Raw genomic sequence first — 22153 nt, 5'->3', positions numbered from 1 at the left:
GAGCCATTGCTCCTGCAGCAAAGCCAACCCCCATAAAGCAGAATAAGCAGATAGCGATCAGAACTATTGTGAAAAATAATAAAGTAAAGAATCCCATAATATTCAATGAACCCTCTTTGTTCTCTCCACATTAAATTGCTCGACCGTCCGCCAGAGTCTGGCTCAAAACATTTTTAGCCATCTGGTTGACCTTTTCTGACAAACGTTCCAGCAGATATCGAATGACCTGTTTTTCCGGTTTCTCGGTTTTGACGTGTCTATGCATACCCAGAAACTCAGCAATCTTTCTCATCAGGTGCACCACCCAACCTGACAGCTTCTCAGTCAGTGAGACACCCCGGCTGAGAATCCAGGCCAGACTGTCCATGAGGGTTGAATGGCTGGATTGCAGCAACTGATAAGTGCTGCCTATGGCAGACAGGCATTTGCCCACCACATAAGCTAATGCACTTTGAAGCCATTTAATCGCAGGCAGGGTGCCGGACAAAATTTTGCTATCGGCCAGCCATCGCTGGATATCTGATTCGGTGGGTTGTGGCTCTCTCAAAGCATAAATCGTCTGCCAGGATTTTTTGCCTACCGAACGAATGTAATTGTCCATAGAATGCCACTTCTTACCCGGAAAAAAGCCGGGCGAAGGCAGAAAGTAATCACGACCCGAATCAGGCGTATGAACAAAAGGCCAGATGGGGATGCAGGGTACAATATCCGTCTTGTGCCAGACTCGAAGAATATTCTCACTGCCCAGTCGTTTTGTGGTGCCCCTGGCAAAGTCATCCAGCCCCACTCTGGGGCTGCCAAAGGTATACAGCTTGGCCCGGATACCCTTTTCGATAGCAAGCCATTCTGCGGCAATCGTCGCAAGCGCACCGCCCAGACTGTGCCCAATACAATGCACCTGAGAACCATTGGAGAGTTTGACTGTGTAATCTCGAAGCTGGGGCAACATGGACTGAAAGGCTTTCATAAACCCTTGGTGAACCGATTTACCATGATTCGAAGAACCCACGGTAATGTTGCCGTTGCTGAGCCAATCTGCCAGATATTCAGTACCACGGAATACGACAAAGGTATGGCCTTCCAGTTGCTTTTTTCCTTCCAGCACAAACCCGAAAGCGGTTCTGACCTTGACATAACCGGGGCCGCCGGTTTTTCCTTTGAGGAGGTTGGATTCGGAGAAGGTTAAATCTCCATGAAATGATCTATTAAGTTCTTCACAAGCGGCTTCAATGGTTGGCAGCTTCGTAAGAAGATAGACGTCGCTAGCAATTTTAGCGGCTAATCTTGGCTCTTTGGCTCTATTGTTGACATTTTTTATCTTTTCCTTGACCTTATTTATTCGTCGCTGAATAGCTTCCATTCACTGTAATCATCTTTGTCGGGTTCAACATCCCACTGACATTTTCCCGTAAACAGAGAACCATCGACTCTAAAGCTCTGCTTCTCATTCGCAAGATCGCATGAAACAACTAGTGGTTTACCTCTGGACTCGGCATTCTCGTCAATTGTGCGCTTAACCCCAGACCATATCTGTTCTTCCCTGTCTCCAATAACCACCTTGATCAATTGCCCCACCACAAACTCTTGAGGCAAATACTTGGCGATAGATCGAACAAACAAGGCAGGCATTTCAAAATATCCATTTTCATCCGTCGTCGTCTGGTCAGTGAATTTTTTCTCATAATCGGTTTCCCGGATCACCTGGGCGTGGGTCACCGGTTCCCCATTATTAAGAATCACTCCCGATATTTTCGAGAAAGTGCACATTTTTCCAACATCAAAAATCGACATGGCAAACCCCTTTATGGTGAGAAGGGAGAGGAATACCCCCAGGAACACTGAATATAAACGATGCATATCGTGACCGTTCTGAAAGACCTGACTGGCAAGAGAGGAACGCAGAGAATTGCCTCTGCGTTCATGTTTGAACACTGAACAGAAAGGTTACAGCGGCTCTGCAGTGGTCAGGTCGTAGCCGACCTTGAGGTTTTTCTTGTTCTTGTGGGTTTTGTCGGCATGGCTCAGATCGGCAACCACCTTGGCATAGCTCAGGCTAATGGTTTCAGTAGGAGCTCCTCCAGAACCGGCACCCACGCTGTAGGCTGAAACCATACACTCTTCCAGCACATAGCTGGCGTATTTGGTCACCGCATTGGCCCCGGTCTGGACAATATCAATTTGCACCGTCACGCCTTCAGAGCCCGTGACGGATTCTTTAAATAGACCACCAGAAGCGGCATCCAGCTTTTTGGTAAAATTAACTTCATTGAGCGTGGGGCGGCTGGCTTCCCGGTTGCTCATAGCCCCCGGCTGCATGGTGATGTTGCGAGCAGCGCCAAAGCTGAATGAGTCCAGTTCAATCCAGTCTTCATAGCCTTTTGCCGTGACATTACCCGCAGGTTGTTTGCTATTGAAATTCATGTAAATAGCCATGAATGAAATCCTCTTTCTTGGTCTTGTTATTCCTGAATGCCTTACCTGCATTCATGACAGACTTCGAAATCAAAAGAGGTTTGTTCTGCTGATTTCTCCGTATGCTGAAGGCATTAAAGCAAATAGTAATTAAGCAGGGAAGCAAATACCCTGCTTAATTATTCGACTCTGACACCTATTTTCAATTTCTAAAGTGCACCCAACTAAAACCATTAAATAGCGGTTTCTACATAAGCGCGGTTTAGATCAAAACTGCTTCAAAATGCCTTCAACGGTGCCGTGGGCATCACCAAAAAGCATACTAGCATTGTCTTTGAAGAAGAGAGGGTTCTGAACGCCAGCATAGCCGGTTGCCATGGAGCGTTTGAATACCACGACTCTTTCCGCTTCCCATACACGCAGTACCGGCATGCCAGCAATCGGGCTACCCGGATCTTCTGATGCCGCAGGGTTTACGGTGTCGTTGGCGCCGATAACCAGAACTACATCAGTGTCGGTGAAGTCATCATTGAGTTCATCCATTTCTTCAACGATGTCATAGGGTACTTTGGCTTCGGCCAGTAGTACGTTCATGTGACCAGGCAGACGCCCTGCAACCGGGTGAATACCAAAACGTACTTTGATATTCTGGGCGCGCAGTTTGTTAACCAGTTCTCTCAGAGGGTGCTGAGCCTGGGCAACGGCCATACCGTAACCGGGAGTGATGATGACACTGGAAGCGTTTTTGAGCATGTCAGCCACTTCCTCGACATTCACTTCGGTGTACTCACCTTCCTCTGTGCCTTCTGCAACGGTTCCACCTTCAGTACCGAATCCACCCAGGATAACGGAAATAAAAGAGCGGTTCATGGCAGTACACATCAGGTAGGAGAGAATGGCTCCGGAAGAACCCACCATGGCGCCAGTGATAATCAACAGGTTGTTACCCAGCATGAAACCCGTTGCTGCAGCGGCGATACCGGAATAAGCATTCAACATGGAAACAACCACCGGCATATCTGCACCACCAATACCCATAACCAGGGTAATGCCGAACAGGAAGGCCAGAGCCGTCATGATGATCAGCGCAAGCAGGCTGTCCTGCTGGACAAAAACGATGCCCATAAGAATGGCCAGGGCAATCACTGCCAGATTCGTCCAGTGACCACCGGGAAGAGAGGCAGGGCGACTGCTGATTTTTCCATGCAGTTTCAGACAGGCAACAATAGAGCCACTGAAAGTGATGGCACCGATAATGATTCCAATGAAGATTTCAATGCTGTGAATCATTCGGTCAGTAGACGACAAAAGACTGGAAGCCGCTTGTGCCAATGACTCAGATGCTTCAATAGCGCTGGAAAAACCGATCAGAACCGCTGCCAGGCCACCGAATCCGTTGAGGACGGCCACCAGTTGGGGCATCTCGGTCATTTCGACCTTTTTCGCCAGAAAAAGACCAATACCTGCGCCAGCCATCATTAGAATGGTGACCAGAGTAAAGCCTTCCAGATGGGCATAACCCAGGGTAGCTAAGACGGCAATGACCATGCCGACCATGCCATAGAGGCTACCACTCTTGGCTGATTCTTGACGGCTCAGGCCCGCGAGACTCATGACAAACAGCAGCGCTGCTATCAGGTAAGCGGATACTAATAATCCTTGAGACATTCCTGTAACTCCCGCTGTGTTTAGTTATCCCGGATGAACATTTTCAGCATCCGCTGGGTTACAGCGAATCCACCGACGATATTGATCATGGCGACGATCAGAGCAATACCCGACAATGCCAGAATAATATTATTGTCACTGCCCATTTGCGTCAGCGCACCAATCACGATAATGCCGCTAATGGCATTGGTGACACTCATCAGTGGTGTGTGCAATGCTGATTTAACATTCCAGATGACGTAGTAACCAACAATGGAAGACAGTACGAAGACTGTGAAGTGCTCTAGAAAGTCAGCAGGAGCAGAGTTAGCCACAAATCCGAAAATCAGTGCTCCAGCTGCTAGTAGCGCAGGTTTCAGCCATGGGCGTGATGGTTTTTCCTCAACAGCCGGTGCGGCAGTGGGAGCAGGCTTGGCTGCAGGTGCTGCGCTGACCTTGACTGGAGGTGGTGGCCAGGTGATGTTACCTTCTTTAACGACGGTAAGACCCCGAACGACTTCGTCTTCAAAGTCGATGACCAGGTTGCCGTCTTTTTCCGGCGTCATCAGCTTCAGCATATTCACCAGGTTGGTGCCGTATAACTGAGAGGATTGGGTAGGCAGTCGGCTTGGCAGATCGGTATAGCCAATGACGGTGACACCGTGTTTGACGACAACTTTATCTTTTTCTGTACACTCACAGTTACCACCGGTCTGGGCAGCCAGATCGACAATAACGCTGCCTGGTTTCATGGCCTTGACCATGTCTTCCAGTATCAGTTTGGGGGCAGGGCGGCCCGGAATCAGAGCAGTGGTGATAATAATATCAACTTCTTTGGCCTGCTCCATGAACAGAGCCATTTCGGCATCAATAAAGGCCTGGCTCATTTCCTTGGCGTAACCATCCGAAGAATCCTGTTCTTCTTCATAGTCGAGTTCCAGGAACTCGGCGCCCATGCTTTCTACCTGTTCCTTAACCTCTGGACGGGTATCAAAAGCGCGAACGATAGCACCCATGCTGCCAGCAGCGCCCAGTGCAGCCAGACCAGCAACACCAGCACCGATAACCATGACCTTTGCGGGTGGGATTTTGCCTGCAGCGGTAATCTGGCCATTAAAGAAGCGACCAAAATGATGAGAAGCTTCAACCACAGCACGATAGCCACCTATGTTGGCCATGGAGCTGAGCGCATCCAGTGATTGGGAGCGGGACAAGCGGGGCACACTGTCCAATGCCAGCACGTTGATGTTGCGTTGGCTGAGCTTATTCATGAGCTCTTCATTCTGGCCGGGCCAGATAAAGCTGGCGATGCTGGCGCCGTCTTTTAATAGGGCTATTTCGTCGTCTGTTGGTGCGTTCACTTTCAGGACGATATCGGAACCCCAGACTTCTGAGCGTTCTGCGATTTGAGCACCAGCCTCTTCAAAAGCTGCATCATCAAAGCTGGCTTTAATACCTGCTCCGCTCTCAATGATGATGTCATAACCGAGCTTCTGTAGCTTGCCTACCGTATCAGGCGTAGCGGCTACCCGGTTTTCGTTGTCCTGAATCTCTCCAGGGATCCCTATCCGCATATCAGTCACCTAGTGTAGCTATAAAATGTTCTGACAAACGCAGGCTGTCGACCAGCAGCTGTGCACTTGCATTCCCGGCTCATGCACAACCGGCTCATGCACTCCCGGCTCATGGCTGTCGTTGTCGTTTTTCATCGCACCAGAATGGAGCACGACAATGGCTCAAGGCTGTCTGTCGATACGGCAGTCAACGCTTGTCAAAACACTGTGTTTTTTCTGACCCTGTCCTGCTTTCCCTAATTGCTATGGGCATTACGTGGGCCTCTGATATCCGGTTTTATCCGGACTTCATCCCTGAGAGGCACTCTGACTCGAGTGCTGGTCACGTATAGTATGTGATTTTAAGTGAAAAGGGTAACTAACTACCTAGGCAGTATGGATTACGTGTGCAAATATTTTTGGTTTTCGGTTTGTACGTGTTGGCATGTTAGGTTCTCTGTCAATATATGAAGATTGTTTTGAGTGATTTATGAATGGGTGTTTTTGACTATTTATTCTTAATAGTGAATAAATTATCGATTGTGTGGATTTTTAAGAGTGAGTATTTGGTAACTTGTGTTAAGTTTTGGTTTCAGTCTTCGAGGTGTGCAGGCACTATTTGGCTTCAGTCGATGGTAAGTCTACTCAATGAATCAAGGCTTTGCTTAGTCAGAATGAGTTAGGGCGGTGATTTATCGCCCTGCAATGGTGCGTGAGAGACATTTTGCCTCAATTCCTGATGGAAAAGACGGCAGGCAAAATGCTGTCACGCGGGGAGAGGCGAACTTTATCCGAACTGGTTCATCGTATTGTCGTCACCGGCTGCTTTCAGAGCCGCGTCACCAGAGAAGTATTCTTTATGGTCATCACCCATGTCGGACCCTGCCATGTTCTGATGCTTCACACAGGCTATACCCTGGCGAATTTCCTTACGCTGAACATTCGCTACGTAGCCCAGCATACCCTGGTCACCGAAGTATTCTTTAGCCAGGTTGTCGGTAGACAGTGCTGCCGTATGGTAAGTAGGCAGAGTGATCAAGTGATGGAAGATGCCCGCTTCACGGGCAGCGTCAGCCTGGAAAGTTCTGATCTTTTCGTCGGCGATTTGAGCGAGCTCAGTTTCGTCGTATTCTGCGCTCATCAGCTGAGCACGATCAAAGGCAGATACATCTTTGCCTTCTTCGCTCCAGGCATCAAATACTTGCTGACGGAAGTTCAGAGTCCAGTTGAAAGACGGTGAGTTGTTATAAACCAGCTTAGCGTTCGGGCAGGTTTCACGGATCTTGTTGACCATCTCGGCAATTTGGCCAACATGGGGTTTCTCTGTCTCAATCCACAGCAGGTCAGCGCCGTTCTGCAGGGAAGTGATGCAGTCCAGAACTACACGGTCAACTCCGGTGCCCTGTCGGAACTGGAACAAATTGCTAGGCAGGCGCTTGGGGCGAACCAGCTTGCCGTTACGGTTGATGATCACGTCGCCGTTGCTCATGTTCTCCTGAGTGATTTCTTCAACATCCAGGAAGCTGTTGTACTGGTCACCCAGGTCACCAGGCTGCTGGGTTACAGCCAGTTGTTTGGTCAGGCCAGCACCCAGGGAGTCAGTACGAGCAACGATGACTCCGTCGTCTACGCCCAGTTCAAGGAAGGCATAGCGTACAGCACGAATCTTGGCGAGGAAGTCTTCGTGAGGCACTGTTACTTTGCCATCCTGGTGACCACATTGTTTCTCATCAGATACTTGGTTTTCCAGCTGTATGCAGCAGGCACCGGCTTCAATCATCTTCTTTGCGAGCAGATAGGTGGCTTCTGCATTACCGAAACCGGCATCAATGTCAGCAATGATAGGAACAATGTGTGTCTGGTGATTTTCGATCTGGCTCTGAAGATCGGCTTCTTTAGAAGTTTCACCGGCTTTTCGAGCAGAATCCATGTCCCGGAACAGGCCACCCAGCTCGCGGGCATCGGCCTGTCGCAGGAATGTGTAGAGTTCTTCAATCAGGCCAGCTACTGAGGTTTTCTCATGCATAGACTGATCAGGCAGTGGGCCAAACTCGGAGCGTAATGCAGCAACCATCCAGCCTGACAGGTACAGGTAACGACGGTCAGTGCTGTTAAAGTGTTTTTTGATGGAGATCATCTTCTGCTGACCGATGAATCCGTGCCAGCAGCCCAGAGACTGGGTGTATTTTGCAGTGTCAGCGTCGTAAGCCGCCATGTCTTCGCGCATAATCTTGGCGGTGTAGCGGGCAATATCCAGACCGGTTTTGAAGCGATTCTGCGCTTTCATGCGAGCGGCGTATTCTGGATTGATCGCTTCCCAGGAAGAACCCTGAGCAGCTTTTAGTGAAGCGATTGCGTCAATATCATTCAGGTAGTTTGACATGATCAGTCCTTCCGTTTTCGCGATGTCATCAACACGATTTGATGACCGGCTTTTATTGTTGGAGTCTTGCCGACTCGGTGACTGCATTCTGTGATTTGTTAATGTTTGTGACAATCCTGTTATTTTTATCTTTGTTATTTATTTCGTGAATAGTGGTGTTGAAACAGATTCTCGTAACAAAGAAAAAGGTAAGATGTTATTTTCTTTTTTATAAAATTAATTTAATTATAACAATAAGTTAGGAGTATTCTTGAGAGGCGTCTTAAAGTATACGGCTATGCTTTTTTAGTTTTAAGGAAGTGACTTTTAGATGAGTGATTTTCTGAGAAAAATGTTTTTTATGCTTTAAGTTGTGAATGTTTGATAATTAATGTTTTAAGGATGGCTCTTTGTTCAGTGGTTAAAGAGCCACGTATCCCTATCTATTGTGCAACCTTGTAAATATCTCTGGAATAAATTCTACCTTCCGGATTGTCATAGCTGATGCCTCGAAGATCTGGCTTGATCAGATAGTTCAAGCTGTTCCAGTAAATCGGGGCAATGGGCATGTCTGAAGCCAGCACCAGTTCTGCTTCAGCGTAAATACGGTTTCTTTCTTCTCGATCCAGAGTCTGACGAGCCTGGTCCAACAGTTGATTGTAGCGCTTACTGTTATAGAAACTGCTGTTGTTACCGTGCTCAGGTGTATGAACATCCAGCATGGTGATCGCATCGTCATAATCGCCCCCCCAGAGCGCTCTGGCTACCTGGTATTGGCCGTCCAGTTTTCTTTGCAGATAAGTCGACCATTCAAGGTTTTCCAGTTCAACTTTAACCGGTAGTTGCTTTTGCCACATTTCCTGAATAGCTACAGCAATATGCTTGTTGCTGTCTGTAGCGTTGTAGATATAGGTAAACGTCAGCGGGTTATCTTTACTGTAACCTGCTTCTTTAAGGAGCTTGCTGGCTGAAGCCTGCCTTTCCTGTGGGGACATTTTCTTGTAATCCGGCTCGGGTGCGGTGAAGCCCGTTACGGTTTCCGGTGTAAAGGTATAAGCGGTTTTTTGCCCCTGTCCCAGAATATTGTCGGTAATCTTTTCTCTATGCAGAACGTAGGACAGGGCTTTCCTGACCCTGACATCGTTAAACGGCTTTTCCCGAGTATTAAACGTCAGATAGTAAGTGGCCAGGCTGGAACTGGTTTTGAGCTGTTCAGGCATCTCATTAATCAGCTTTTTATAATGAGTCGTGGGAACACTGGACACCATATCCAGTTCACCCGCACGGTATCTGTTGAGTGCGGCAGTTTCAGATTCAATAGGCAGGAAGGTGATCTCGGTCAGGACGGTGTTTTTATGATTCCAGTAATTGGAGTTCTGATTTAATACGATTTGTTCCCTGATGATTCGCTTCACCAGATTGAATGGCCCATTATTCACAATCTTGCCCGATGCTACCCAATCTCGACCATGAGCTTCGATTGCAGCTCGGGGTACAGGATTCATGGAGCGATGGGTCAGCATGGCGAGCAGGTAAGGTGCCGGCCGGTTCAGTTCCAGAGTCAGAGTATTCCCCGGGCCTGCCTTAACGCCAAGAGTGGAGACCGGCTTTTTACCCTTGGTAATTTCATCGGCATTTTTCACTCCCATGGCGGCCAAGTACCAGGCATAAGGTGATGCTGTTTCAGGGTTGGCCAATCGCTTAAAGCTGTATTCAAAATCTTCTGCGGTCAGTGGTTTACCATTGGACCAGCGCAGACCTTTACGCAGGGTAAATGTCCAGACAGTGCCATCTCTGGATGTTTCCCAGGATTCGGCCTGACCAGGAATAATATTGCCCTGTAGATCCTGAGTCACCAGCCCTTCAAACAATTCCCGGGTGACATGATCTTCCGGTGTCCCTATAGCCAGATGAGGGTCCAGGGATTCCGGGTCACCTCTCAAAGCACGCTTGAGTGTCTGTTGTTCTGCGAGCTTCACACCTTTTGGAATTTCTGCGGCCTGAGCTAGGAATGGAAGTGCTGTCAGTTGCAAGTTGAAGAACAGGAAGCTCAGTTTAATAGAGGTCTTAGAAAGCGGAATTATTGTTCTTAGCTGGGTCATGGTCGGTTGACCTATGCGAGTGTAAAGAATATCAAGATAGCACAGGCAGATTCCACCTGATGTTTTGGCTGGAAAGTGGCTATGTAGGAGGTAGCTAGAACTTTTCTAACCTGTTTTGGCATTCAGGAAGATAAAAAATGCTTACTGCAGTCTCAGGGGTTCGGGCTGGCATCCGCTCCTTACCCACTTCTCTATCAAAAGCATCATCCAGACTGTTTCAGCTCAAAGGGGGCAGCCTGTTGCGAGAAAGCAGATTATTGGCAGCAGCAATCTGAATCAGATCAGTACGCTGAAGGCTCCGGTTGAGTCAGAAAGACTGCAACTGCAGGCATAAAGGATAACTTTGGTCGCTATCTGGAGTTTGAAGAGTGGCAGCTGTTCAGAAAAAGGGAGATTTTTGTCAGCAAGCACGTTGCCTGGCTGAGCGGTCACTATCAGTGTGAGAAACACCAGATACCAGCTTCGGCCCGACTACGAAAAATCTTTATGACGGAGCAGTTGAACAAGGTTTGTCCGTACGGGAATTGTTCTGCTTTGGCAGAAACCACCTTCCTTACACTCTATAAAAAAGAAATGTTTCCTCTGGAGTTGATTCATCAGTTCTCCAGTTTTGAAGATAAAAGATACAGCCATGCCTATGTTGTCATGAATCGAGAGAAAGGCAGTGACCTGAAAGCTCAGGACGAATGGGGAGAGGATTGCCTGATAGTGGATGCCTGGGTGCCCTCAGTCTTCTATGCAGAAGAATACCCGACCATGAAAGTATGGTTACCCCGAGCCTTCAGTCAGGATGAGGTTTACAGTGTGATCCGTCTGGAGTCGAGGTTGGAAAGCGCTGAACGACCAGCTGTAGAGTTGAAGTCTGAGAAAGATATAGATGCGGATATTGAAAGCTAGTCTCTGACTCTTTCAGGACTGAATAGAAACCGCCTTTGCTGGTTTATTTTCTTGCCTCGTCAGTAAAATCTGTGGGTCATTTCCGGTTCAGGCAGCTTGCCGAGTGCATGATATAAAGCGATTTCTGCGCATTTATAGGTTCTGAATCCGTATGATTTTCTCGTAGTGAGTTTTATCTTGGTATTAAGACCCTCAACAATGCCGCTGGAATACGCCTTTTTTGCCCGGAACCAGTTCAGGATGAGAGGCTTGTGTCGTCGAACAGTTTTAGCAACTTTTTTCATCGGCTCTATCTTTGATCGCATGACTCTTGTACACGAACGATCCAGATATTTTTCCGCCCAATGTGGTGAAATGTACTCCCAGAATGCCTGAAATTCTTCTCTGAGCAGGTAGGCTCTGACGCTTTTCAGGTTGTACTGAAGCACGGTGTTCAGCTTTATCTCTTCTTTCTCTGTGAGGTTTTCTTTGCGCTTGAGTAGGCACCAGCGTGTTTTTTTCAAAACAGGCTCATAACCATCGGCCTGTAGCTGCTTATGTTCAGATGCCCGGACTTCATCAATAGCCTTGTTCAACATGGCCACGATGTGGAAGCGATCCAGGATGTGCAGTGCCTGACTGGCACATTCCGCGATGGCTTTTACGTAGGGCTTCCACATATCAGAGCAGACATACTCCAATCGCTGACTACGCTCCGTACCAAAGAAAGCGAAGAAGCTTCGAATCGTAGCCTCTGTACGCTCCTGACTAACCCACAATAATCGTGTGCAACCGCGATCAATCTGGTAAACGACAGTCAGGTATTTATGGCCTGTCTGGTAGGCAACCTCATCAACGCCAATAGCCCTGACGTTATCGAGTGTAGGTGGGCCTTTCCCCATTCAACAACGTACTCAACAGCATGAAAGACTTTCTCCCATGAAGTACTGAAACTACTGGCAACCTCTTTCCACGATAACTTTTTTGCCCAATGTGCGAGGAACTGCATGTAAACTTTGGTCAGCTCCTTCTTGCCATCAGCCCATGGAACCTGTTCAACCTTTACACCACATGAATTGCATTCCACCCGTCGCATTATGTAGAGCAGGAAAACCCTGATGCCCCAGAGAGGGATAAACTCGAAGCGACGTTCAGCAAGATGATCATAGCCAGGAGCAGGCTTCTGGCATCCTGAGCAGATAGCGTGACTGTTCTTTCGTGGAACAACGGTTACATTGAATACTTCAGAACCTTGATAGAAGCCGAGCTTTACATCTTGATAAACAAATGACTTGAGTTTATGAACTTTATTGAGGATAGTTTTAATCAGCATCAGTGGTCACTTTTGTTGTTTTTTTGTCCATCAACAAAAAACTATCAAAAGTTTGCTACTGATGCTTTTATCTCAAAATCTGTTCATTTTTACCCACAGTTATCCCTGAAGAGCCATTTTCTTTAATGTTGAAGACTACTTTGCCAATCACCTGTCGCAGTCGAATTGGACCCATTTCACGCATTGATACGCTGCTGTCATTTTCCCTTTTCAGCCAGAATCTACCAAGACGATCGATTTTTGCCACTGTTTTGATAATTGTACCTAAACGATCATGGTCGACGACCAGTGTGTCACCGACTTTTGGCAGCATAAAGCCAAGGCGATGAGCCATGCGGGTACTGAGAATCAAGGCATAGCTTTTATCGGGGATGCGGGGAGACATGCTCTCTCCCCGAACTTTATGAATGCTCAGCCAAAACATTCAGTTTGCCTGTAACTGCGGGTACACCACAGGCTGTTCTGGTGGGTAAGGGCAAGTGGCGGTATAGGTCTTCACTCCCTTGGTAGCCCAGAAAATCTCAGCGAAGCGGTTTACCCGGTTCAACAGCTCAAGGGCAGCATCTTTATCAACATGCTGTTTCGCCTTGGATGCCGCCAGCATAACACTGTGAGCCAGCTCGTGAATCTCAGGAAACTGCTCCAGCTGAGGTGCCTTGATATAGTCTCCCCAGATAACATGTATCTCTTCCTTAACCTTGAAGCCATGTTCTTCTTTCTGGGCAACCAACCTGGCCAGTGTCGCCTGATCGTTCAGGGATAAACTGTCCTTGGCTTCAAGATCCTGAATCAGATCCACCATGCGGATAATCGTCAGCGCTGCAATCTGGGCCGATGAGGGATCATAGATTTTGCAGGGGATGTCGCAGTGAGCAGAAGCTTCGGGAAAAGGGGCTTTGCGATCCAGGAATGAGAGTAACTTGTACAACATTATTCTTGTCCTTTTGAGTGCTTGTTTTTCCGGAAGCGATAAACTGCAAAGCCTGTGGCAAGAATGACAGGAGCGATCCACAGGGCGTGAATCATAGCGGCAGACCAGTGGCTGTGATCATGGCCAGGGTGAGCCAGTACAGGTTCACTGGCCAAAATGAACATGGGTAACAGCAGGGTGAGGGATTCGGTTTTTTTTAACATTTTAAGTGTTTCCTTGCTCCTTTGAATGTTCTGAACAGGTTTTGAGTTTCCGGTCAGACGGGGTCTATCTCAATGAACGGTGTGGTGCACAGGTGCCTGTGTTTTCCTGGGGATTGGCTGGCATGACTCTTTACCGCCCAGAAATGCCGTGTAGGCATGTGGCTGGAGCAGCCAGTCTTTCATCTTTTCAAGTTGCTTCTGGCAGCATTGGCAGGTGGGGCAACGCTTTGAGAACTCCAGCAAAGGGATAATGGCTGCCCGCATGGCATAATGGAGTGAACTCTGAAATTCTCCTGGCAGACTCTCTTCTCTCATCAGAATCAGAATGCGCTGATAGGGTTGAACGAAGTAGGGGCTGGCCATTTGTGGACTTTGAGTGGTGCTGGATTAATACAATAAGTGCAATCGACTGATATTTCAGATGTGAGCCAGCTGCTGGTACATTCTGTAGCTATCACACTCAGAAATGGAAGTCAGGAATGAATACACAAACCAAACTATACAAGCAACTGACTCAGGGGCAACGATACCAGATCGAAGCTCTTCTTGGGACAGGTCTTACGCAGAAAGAGATTGCAGAGAGAATTGGCACCAGTGCAGGCACCTTATCTCGGGAGCTTCAACGAAATACTGATGGCAACGGTTATTGTGCCGAGACGGCTCACAGTATGGCTATTCATCGTAGAGTGTCAGCCAGAAAATACAGTAAAGTCGATGAACGACAAATGCCGATTATAGAAAATGGTCTGCTGCTTGGCTGGTCACCTGAGAACATCAGCTGCAGGATGAAAATCGAGATCCCTGAAATCACCTTGAGCCATACCACTATTTACGCTCGTATCGCTGATAACAAGGCCAGCGGAGGCACACTGTACAAGAAGCTGCCTCGTTTTGGAAAGAGACGCTGCAAGGGCGGTAAACGCAAGGCGGGACGTTCCCTGATACCCAATCGCGTTGATATTACTGAACGTCCTGAGGTTGTGGGTCTTCGGTCTCGCCTGGGAGACTGGGAAGGTGACACGGTATTTGGACAGGACGCTCACCTGGTGACATTGGTTGACCGAAAAAGCCGCTTCACACTGATTGATAAAGTGGACAACAAGCAAGCAGAAACGGTTGCAGATAGCATGATTAAATTGCTGGGACGGGTATCATCTGTTTGCACCATCACACTGGATAACGGGGGTGAGTTTGCCGCTCATGAAAAGGTAGCTAAAGCAGTGAGTGCTGATGTATTTTTTGCCAAGCCTTATGCCAGTTACCAGAGAGGAACGAACGAGAATACTAATGGCATCATCCGTCGAACCTGGCCTAAGAAAATGGCTCTCGGGGGGCTGACAGCAGCAGAGATTCGAGAAGCTGAATTGTTAATCAATACCATGCCGAGAAAAGTATTAGGTGGGCGAACTCCGCTCGAAGTCTACACCGGGGAGTCGCTTGCACTTATTGCTTGAATCCAGCGTTTCATAAAGGGTTGCCAGATTATGCATGTTGGCCATCCAGGCCATCATCAGTTGCACATCGGTCAGATTAGTGAACCATTCCTGTTCAAGCTCGTTGGCTGCATCCAGATAAGCTTTTTCTGCCAGATGCCAATGCTGCTCGTTGAAACAATTGTTTCCCTGACAGATTTTCTCTTTCCAAGAACCCATAACCTGAACTCCTAAAATGCAATTGAGATTCATTGTCATTTGCGTTTGGCTTTTTTTCAACCCAATTTCTGGTTTATGGGAAGAAAATCTAAGGCTATGGGGTGAGTACAGAGTGATGGTTATATGATTTTTGGCGAGACTTGTTTCATCGGTCCAGTTGTCTTGAAACCATCAAGGGCAGTTTTCGAGCCACTTCCTTCCTTTTTCGGTAGTTCTATATGCCTGCTCAGGATGGTTGGCGACTTCTGGGTAAAGATAGGTAATCAGCCCTTCCTGACGCATTTGGTTCAGGTGCTGGCTTTTCAGATATTTTCCTCTCCTGATCAGTAATTGTCCCAGCTCTTCAGCACTGTGTGGTGCAAAGCTACAGACACCCAAGATCAGAGGCCATAGTTGAGGCTTTCGCGCCTTTGGCGTTAGGTTGCTGATTTGCTTTTGTATGGATTCAGGATAAGCCTTTAGGTCACCTGTATTTGAGGTGAGGTCACCTGTATTTGGGGTGAGGTCACCTGTATTTGGGGTGAGGTCACCTGTATTTGGGGTGAGGTCACCTGTATTTGGGGTGAGGTCACCTGTATTTGAGGCAAGGTTACCTGTATTTTCAGTTACAGCAGATGGGCTTATCTGATAATAAGTAGCTGAGCCACTGCCCCCTTTAATCAGTAAGCCATGGGTTTTACAGAGCTTACCCAGAACCTGGCTTGCAGTAAGAGTGTCCAAACCACTGACTGCCCGTAAAGCTGCATTATCAATGGCACCGATTTCACGAGCTAGTACTAAAGCTTTGGCTTCTTCCTGGCTCAAATTAAGTGGCTGGAACTTCTGTAACCAGAGTAAGTGTTCTTCGCTCATAAGCTGGTGCAGTAGATAACTGGCAGAGAATAGATTGGACTCACGGTTCGATGTAAATACAGGAGCCGCCAGTCCGGCAGCAGTGAGCAGTTTCCTCATTGTTCGAATACCACTGCCTTTGGTTTCAGCGAAATCAAGGTCGTATAACACGGCTGCGAGGAAAGGGTTTCTGAGGACAGAGCCCATTTCACCGAGCTCTACTTCGGGCTTGAGTGAGTATCCGGGATTACGAATTTCAAGGCGATTACTATAGCGTACGATCAAAGTGGGTTGGTTCACCTGATAGTCGCGGTGCATAACTGCATTAACGACGGCTTCCCTGACAACTTTTTGTGGTAGCAATGGCTCGTCGCTTCGTTGATTTTGGCCATTCTTAAGGCGGAAGTGTCGAGGCATATCGTCAAGAATGGTTGACTCCAGCCTGGGAATGATACGAATCAGAGAGTCGCGAAGATCAAGAGTTGTCGTGAAGCGTTGTTCAGGATCTTCTATCCATTCAGTACCATTAATTCGAACATAATCCACACGCACTGAAGGTAAAAGTCGCCTCAGGGACAGAGGTCTCCCCAGTAGCAAGATGCCAGCAAGGTTTGGTTTCCAAGTATTTTTCTTTTTTCGAACCAGGTTAAGAGCTCTGAGCATTTCTTCATCAGAAACCTGCAACTCTTCCGCATGAGGTTTGACCCGAGCTCGTAACTGGCGATAGAGCTCTATCGCACTTGGATCAAAATCGTCCCATTCTGCATCGGCAAGCAGAGTCTGATCATAGGTCTGGCCGCTCTTGGCCTGGAGCAACGGCTCAAGCTCTTGTTCTGTGCACTCGTAATCACCATTAGCTCCCCTGCGCCAGACTCCGGTTTTACGTTTGTTCGATTTATCTGGCTTCCCGGCAAACCGGCAGGGCTTAGCTGCAGTATCCAGCTCAGCTACATAAATGGCTACGACTAGTTTGTCGTGTATCAGCTCATGTTTGGATTGAATATGGACGGACTGCTCAAACTGATTGCGGCAATTATTCTGTAAATTGTTGAGCAACTCATCAGGCTCATCCACTCCTTGAACCCAGTATTCCGGATGCTCGTTGTCAGGCTCACAAATGCCCAGAAGAATAAAGCCTCCACCGAGTCCTGGCTCATTGGCGAAAGCACAAACCGTTTGCATGATGGATTTGCCAATATCAGTAGCTCGCTTGGCTTCAATTCTTGGATGTTCATCCAGAGCCAGCAGTTCCTGATATTTATCTTCTACACTCCAATCCATCCAGTTTCTCCGTGCTCGTGTAGCTAGAATCAGCTGAATCACTCTAGCCAATGATCATAATACTCGCATTTTTGTTAGGCACTTCACCAGTGGTTGAGAATTGATCTTTTGATAGAAGGAAGATAGTCGGGTTGGAGAGCTAAGAGGAAAAAACTAAAGACTCTCAGCTAACATGATTTGTTCAACACAACGTTCTCATTTGAGATTAGTTTTTCAGTATCTGAGAAAAAAGAAAAATAGGATAATATGCGCGTAACGAGGTTTTCTGTTTCAGATTTATTCTGAGAATTATTCACAAGAGTAAGATATTCGATTGAAGGTGTAAGTCCGCGTGAGGAAAAGGAACTTTACAGATGGCTTTATCAACATAGAAGACCTCTATATGGCCTATCGAAAGGCTAAAGCAGAGGCTTTTTTTGACAATATGCATCCGCATGCTTTGGCCTTTACAGAGTACGAGAAGCATCTGGAAAGGAATCTAAATCAGCTCTTCAATAAGATGATAGCCACTGAATCGGACTGGTATAGTGACCTGAGTCTTATAGGTGGTCATATATATGCTCCAAAGTCTCTGGATCTGAGTATCTGGGGTGATGGTAAAGATGATGTTCATTACAGGGCGATTAATCCTCTTGATGACTGGAAGCTGCGATTTGATGCCAGTGGTCAGAAGAAGGCAAATGCAAAATATCGATTACTGATTACAGCCTCTGTTGATTACCAGATCATCTCAGCCTTGTGGATTCTAAAAATTGGTCATGGGTTCGAGTTTAAACTGAACAAGGATTGGTCCTACGGCAACCGGCTGCGAAGAAATCGTCCAAACACCTGGATGCAGCTGCTTTTCAAAAATGGTAACGGTCAGCTCAACCAAGAGTGCTCAGGGTTGTTCACACCTTATTTCTCAGGTTATCAGTCTTGGCGTGAAAAAGGACTGAATGCCATGAAAAACGCAGTAGAAGAGGGAAAGTCCATCAATGCAATCACGATGGATCTGGCCAGCTTTTACCACAATACCAGCCCCAAATTTATCCTGCGAAAGGCATTTCTGGATGAAATTGGGATCACTCTGGATAGAGATGAGAAAAAGTTTACTGAACAGCTGATAAAGTCAATCGACACTTGGTATAAATCGACACCAGATCATAAAGGCCGCCCGAAGGGTGCACTACCTGTTGGGCTATCAGCTTCGAAAATCCTCTCCAATATACTCCTTTACCAGTTTGATAAAGAGATTCAGGATGGTCTGAAACCACTCTATTACGGACGGTATGTGGATGACATTTTTCTGGTTACGGAAGCTCACGAAGGAGGCAAAACGGGGCAAGATGTTTTGGACTGGATTACTGCATCGGTAGAGTGTCTTGAGCAGTTGGAAAGCAATGCCCTCAAGGTTAATCTGCCTTATGCTAAGGACAGTGACCTGATATTTGCAGGCGATAAACAGAAAATTTTTAGTTTGTCATCTGAGCACGGTTTGGATTTTATTGACCAGATTTCTGAGCAGATCAGAAGGCAGTCCAGCGAGCATCGCCTTCTCCCCGAAGTACCAGAAACAGCTACTGACATGGCCTCAAAAGCGCTGCTGGCAACACCAAGTGCTTCGCTAAATGCAGACGCGCTTCGTAAAGCTGATGTTGTTTCGGTCAGAAGGCTTGGCTTCTCTTTACTCCTAAGGGATATAGAGAGCTACGCTCGGGATTTGCGCCCCCAAGTCTGGATAGGTTTAAGACAAGAATTTTATGGACTTGTACACCGGCATCTTTTAACACCTCAGGGGATCTTTGAGTTTACAAATTACTATCCTCGAATCTTCGGCCTGATGATTGGTTGTGGAGACTTTGATGATGTTAAAAGGTTTGTTGATGGCATTTTTACCTGTTTTGATCTTTTAGCTGAGACGACAGCTGATGGAACAAATAAACAAAGCAAGCAGCTGTCATGCCAAGGGTATTTGGTAAAAGTTCTTGCTCAGTCTGGGCTACAGGCTTCCACAGCAAAAGGGTATAGCTCTCATACCCAACTTGGACGAGCACTCCGTCAATTATTTGCATTCGATGCAACCTATAAATTTCCCGCTACTGCGCCATCCTTGCAGAAATTAGGCAAGAACCTGCTGTTTGCTGATTGGGGGAATCGATCCTACAAAGATTATTGGTATTATTCCCAGGAAGAAGACTTCCATGGGCTGAAAGTACCTGGTAAACGAGCTATCAGGAAAACGATACGTCTTGGAGCTGCGAGAAAGTTCCAGAATTTTGCTCAGTTAAAACAACCGAATTGGATGGCACTGGCATTCCCGACTCGTCCCCTTTCGATTCAGGAAATGCTCATCATTGCTCCAGAGCTGCTGGAAGATCAGGTACTTTTCAAACAATCTATTTTGGGTTTGAGAGGGGCTAAAGTAGGAAACCAATCTTCCCTTGGGATAAAGCTTCAAAATGGTTCAGAGGCAGAGCCGCGCAAGCATCTGAATGTTCCTTTAAGTCAGAAGCCGAAAAAAATGAAGGTTGCCCTGACCAGTCTGGAAACAACCTATACCGAATGGAAAAGTGCCGCTTCAGGAAAACCTGTCCGCTCGCTGGAGCGCTACCAGCGGATTTTTGGTCTGGTGAATTTGATACTCAAAGAAAAGGACAAGCCAGATTATGTGGTTTTTCCTGAATGCAGTATACCAAGGCGCTGGGCGTTCAGCATGGCGCAAAAATTGGCAGGCAATGGCATATCCCTAATTTGTGGGTTGGAGTATTACGCAGACAAGAAAAGCAGAAGAAAACTGCTTCGAAATGACTGCTTCGTCTCAATGACAACTCCCTGGCCAGGTTACAAGAGCAATATTATTTACATGCAGCCCAAACTGGCGCCTTCCCATGGAGAAAAAGCAGGGCTCAAAGAACTTAAAAAAGAGCAGTGGCTGCCTCCGGAAGGTGTAAAAGGGTTGCCAATCTATAACCATGGTGGGTTCCATTTCGGTATCTTGATCTGTAGTGATATGACCAATATCGAAAGCCGTGCTCACTACCAAGGCATGGTTGACAGCCTATTTGTGTTGGAATGGAATCCTGATGTTAATACTTTCAGCTTTTTGGTTGAGAGTGCTGCTCATGATCTACATACCTTTGTTGTTCAAGTTAACAACCGGATGTATGGCGACAGCAGAGTAAGGGCTCCGTACAAAGAGGACTATGCAAGGGATTCTGTCCGCATTAAAGGTGGTCTGACGGACTTTTATGTCATTGGAGACATAGCTTTTATGGACTTGAGAAGGTTTCAGAGAGCAAAGAAAAAAGCGAAAAAACCTAAGTTTAAGCCCTTGCCAATAGGTTTCAAAATGTCTGAAAGTAGGAAAAAAGATAAAAGTTGAAGAAAAATAGGCCATGCGCAAAACTTGACTAATATGCATGGCCATTTTGTTGAAAAGGCTCCTAGTCTTACCTCATCGTAACAAACTCTTCTGAAGAGGTTGGATGGATCGCTACTGTATTATCAAAGTCTGCCTTGGTTGCACCCATTTTCAGAGCAACCGCAAAGCCTTGCATCATTTCATCGGAACCATGGCCGATGGTGTGGATGCCAACAATCTTCTCTTCTTCACCCACAGTCACCAGCTTCATGCGGCTTGGCTGGCGGTGACTGGTGAGAGCGCTGTACATGGCGGTAAAGCCACTGGTATAAACCTTAACGTTCTCTTCTCCGTGACGTTCGATGGCTTCGTTTTCACTCAGGCCTACGGTGCCAATGGTGGGGTGACTGAAGACGACAGTCGCAATATTGTCGTAGTTCAGGTGCTCTTCCGGCTTGTTGTTGAACAGTCTTTCTGACAGACGACGCCCGGCAGCAACTGCAACCGGTGTCAGCTCAATCTTGCCAATATTGTCACCTACCGCATAAATACCCGGTACATTAGTATTCTGGAACTTATCCACAGAGATGTAGCCACGCTCGTTGGTTTCTACACCGGCTGCTTCCAGGTTGATGGAGTGGGTATGAGGTTTACGACCCGCTGCCCAGATAACGGTATCCACTGTCAGGCTGTTGCCGTTTTCGAGGTGGATAGTCAGGCTTCCATCACTTTCTTTGGTGATCTCTTTGGGCACAGAGTGGGTGTGCAGAGTCGGACCTTCAGCTTCCATGATCTCAACCAGAGTATCAGAAAGCATGTCGTCGAAGCTGCGCAGAGGCTTGTGCTTGCGAACGAGCAGGTGGGTATCACTGCCCAGTGCGTGCAGTACGCCAGCCAGCTCAACAGCAATGTAGCCTGCTCCCAGCACGGCAACACGCTCAGGGCGTTCCGTCAGTTCAAAGAAGCCGTTTGAGTCAATGCCATGCTCGGCTCCGGGAATGGATGGAACCGCAGGCTCACCACCGGTAGCGATGGTAATGTGGTCTGCCGTGTATTGAACACCGTCCACTTCAACAGTTTTAGCATCCACAAAACGTCCGTAGCCTTTTATAACGTTGACCTTGTTGTTACCCAGTACACGATCATAAGACTGATGAATACGACTGATGTAAGCCTCACGGCTTTCAACCAGTTTGCTCCAGCTGAAGTTTTTCAGGATCTCGTCACGATTCAGGTCAAAGCCATAATCAGGACCATATTGGATGGCATCTGAAATCTGTCCTGCAAACCACATGGCTTTTTTGGGTACGCAGCCAACGTTTACACAAGTACCACCCAAGTGTTTGGCTTCGATAAGACCGACTTTTGCGCCGTGCATGGCAGCACGATTAGCCGTGCCGATGCCGCCGCTGCCACCGCCAATGACCAGGTAGTCAAAATGGGTATCTGTAGTCATGAATAGTTCCTGATGAATTCCAAGTGCCATTTAAAGACATTATAAAGACACTATATGGGCAATCTCATGAATTTAAATAGCGGCATGTGTAAAGCAGGGTACAGCTGGAGTAATGAATCTCGCAGGACTTGTTCACACCTTCCCTTGGCAATGTCTTTTATTTGTAAGCGT

The 22153-nt window shown here is 47.3% G+C and carries 17 protein-coding genes and 1 pseudogene; 3 read left to right on the top strand and 15 right to left on the bottom strand.

Going from position 1 to position 22153, the window contains the following annotated elements; genetic code table 11:
- Positions 1-130: 130 nt before the first annotated feature.
- The 7 genes from GZ78_RS12090 to GZ78_RS12060 form a co-directional block, all read right to left on the bottom strand.
- On the bottom strand, positions 131-1360 hold the full coding sequence (locus GZ78_RS12090; RefSeq protein ID WP_051786095.1) for a lipase family protein: 1230 nt from the start codon (positions 1358-1360) through the stop codon (positions 131-133).
- Entirely contained in the window at positions 1336-1791 is a 456-nt protein-coding gene (locus tag GZ78_RS12085; RefSeq protein ID WP_152558676.1) for a carboxypeptidase-like regulatory domain-containing protein, read from the bottom strand. The genes GZ78_RS12090 and GZ78_RS12085 overlap by 25 nt, the downstream gene beginning before the upstream one ends.
- Positions 1792-1944: 153 nt before the next feature.
- Positions 1945-2433: an Hcp family type VI secretion system effector gene (locus GZ78_RS12080; protein ID WP_034835765.1), complete on the bottom strand. Its 489-nt coding sequence runs from the start codon at positions 2431-2433 to the stop codon at positions 1945-1947.
- Positions 2434-2679: 246 nt separating this feature from the next.
- On the bottom strand, positions 2680-4080 hold the full coding sequence (gene pntB / locus GZ78_RS12075; protein ID WP_034835762.1) for a Re/Si-specific NAD(P)(+) transhydrogenase subunit beta: 1401 nt from the start codon (positions 4078-4080) through the stop codon (positions 2680-2682).
- Between the two features lie 20 nt (positions 4081-4100).
- Positions 4101-5633, bottom strand: a complete 1533-nt coding sequence (locus tag GZ78_RS12070) for a Re/Si-specific NAD(P)(+) transhydrogenase subunit alpha (RefSeq protein ID WP_034835759.1) — start codon at positions 5631-5633, stop codon at positions 4101-4103.
- A gap of 766 nt (positions 5634-6399) precedes the next feature.
- Complete coding sequence (locus GZ78_RS12065; protein ID WP_034836597.1) at positions 6400-7995, bottom strand: isocitrate lyase; 1596 nt, start codon at positions 7993-7995, stop codon at positions 6400-6402.
- A gap of 422 nt (positions 7996-8417) precedes the next feature.
- Complete coding sequence (locus GZ78_RS12060) at positions 8418-9953, bottom strand: peptide ABC transporter substrate-binding protein (RefSeq protein WP_236631536.1); 1536 nt, start codon at positions 9951-9953, stop codon at positions 8418-8420.
- A 609-nt stretch (positions 9954-10562) separates the two neighbouring features.
- Here GZ78_RS12060 and GZ78_RS12055 point away from each other — a divergent pair.
- Positions 10563-10973 (top strand): hypothetical protein, encoded by a 411-nt coding sequence (locus GZ78_RS12055; RefSeq protein ID WP_034835754.1) that lies wholly within the window; start codon positions 10563-10565, stop codon positions 10971-10973.
- Between the two features lie 59 nt (positions 10974-11032).
- Here the strand turns inward: GZ78_RS12055 and GZ78_RS12050 are convergent.
- The 5 genes and pseudogenes from GZ78_RS12050 to GZ78_RS12030 all read right to left on the bottom strand — a co-directional run bounded on the left by GZ78_RS12050 (position 11033) and on the right by GZ78_RS12030 (position 13782).
- A pseudogene (locus tag GZ78_RS12050) lies at positions 11033-12285 on the bottom strand (ISL3 family transposase).
- A gap of 67 nt (positions 12286-12352) precedes the next feature.
- Entirely contained in the window at positions 12353-12709 is a 357-nt protein-coding gene (locus tag GZ78_RS12045; RefSeq protein WP_051786093.1) for a S24 family peptidase, read from the bottom strand.
- A complete protein-coding gene (gene sodN, locus GZ78_RS12040; RefSeq protein WP_034835752.1) occupies positions 12710-13216 on the bottom strand; it encodes a superoxide dismutase, Ni in 507 nt (168 codons plus the stop codon). It abuts the gene before it with no gap.
- Positions 13216-13419, bottom strand: a complete 204-nt coding sequence (locus GZ78_RS29835) for a hypothetical protein (protein ID WP_034835750.1) — start codon at positions 13417-13419, stop codon at positions 13216-13218. The genes sodN and GZ78_RS29835 overlap by 1 nt, the downstream gene beginning before the upstream one ends.
- A gap of 69 nt (positions 13420-13488) precedes the next feature.
- On the bottom strand, positions 13489-13782 hold the full coding sequence (locus GZ78_RS12030) for a hypothetical protein (RefSeq protein ID WP_034835748.1): 294 nt from the start codon (positions 13780-13782) through the stop codon (positions 13489-13491).
- Positions 13783-13898: 116 nt separating this feature from the next.
- On the opposite strand from GZ78_RS12030, the gene GZ78_RS12025 reads away from it, so the two are divergent.
- Complete coding sequence (locus GZ78_RS12025; protein ID WP_034835745.1) at positions 13899-14873, top strand: IS30 family transposase; 975 nt, start codon at positions 13899-13901, stop codon at positions 14871-14873.
- Here GZ78_RS12025 and GZ78_RS12020 read toward each other — a convergent pair.
- The gene (locus GZ78_RS12020; protein ID WP_034835743.1) at positions 14814-15071 is read right to left on the bottom strand and encodes a hypothetical protein; all 258 of its coding nucleotides are present in this window, start codon (positions 15069-15071) and stop codon (positions 14814-14816) included. The two genes, GZ78_RS12025 and GZ78_RS12020, sit on opposite strands and share 60 nt — an antisense overlap.
- Positions 15072-15242: 171 nt before the next feature.
- Positions 15243-17183: an ATP-binding protein gene (locus GZ78_RS12015; RefSeq protein ID WP_034835740.1), complete on the bottom strand. Its 1941-nt coding sequence runs from the start codon at positions 17181-17183 to the stop codon at positions 15243-15245.
- Between the two features lie 331 nt (positions 17184-17514).
- Here GZ78_RS12015 and GZ78_RS12010 point away from each other — a divergent pair, with 331 nt between their 5' ends.
- Positions 17515-20547 carry an RNA-directed DNA polymerase gene (locus GZ78_RS12010; RefSeq protein ID WP_034835738.1) on the top strand — a complete coding sequence of 1011 codons (3033 nt, stop codon included), beginning with the start codon at positions 17515-17517 and terminating at the stop codon, positions 20545-20547.
- A gap of 67 nt (positions 20548-20614) precedes the next feature.
- Here GZ78_RS12010 and gorA read toward each other — a convergent pair whose 3' ends face one another.
- Positions 20615-21982: a glutathione-disulfide reductase gene (gorA, locus tag GZ78_RS12005; RefSeq protein WP_034835735.1), complete on the bottom strand. Its 1368-nt coding sequence runs from the start codon at positions 21980-21982 to the stop codon at positions 20615-20617.
- Positions 21983-22153: the final 171 nt, after the last annotated feature.

The sequence above is a fragment of the Endozoicomonas numazuensis genome (assembly GCF_000722635.1).
In the GTDB taxonomy this organism is placed as follows: domain Bacteria; phylum Pseudomonadota; class Gammaproteobacteria; order Pseudomonadales; family Endozoicomonadaceae; genus Endozoicomonas_A; species Endozoicomonas_A numazuensis.
The sequence above is the reverse complement of the archived record's forward strand: the minus strand, read 5'-3'. Positions and strand labels throughout refer to the sequence as shown.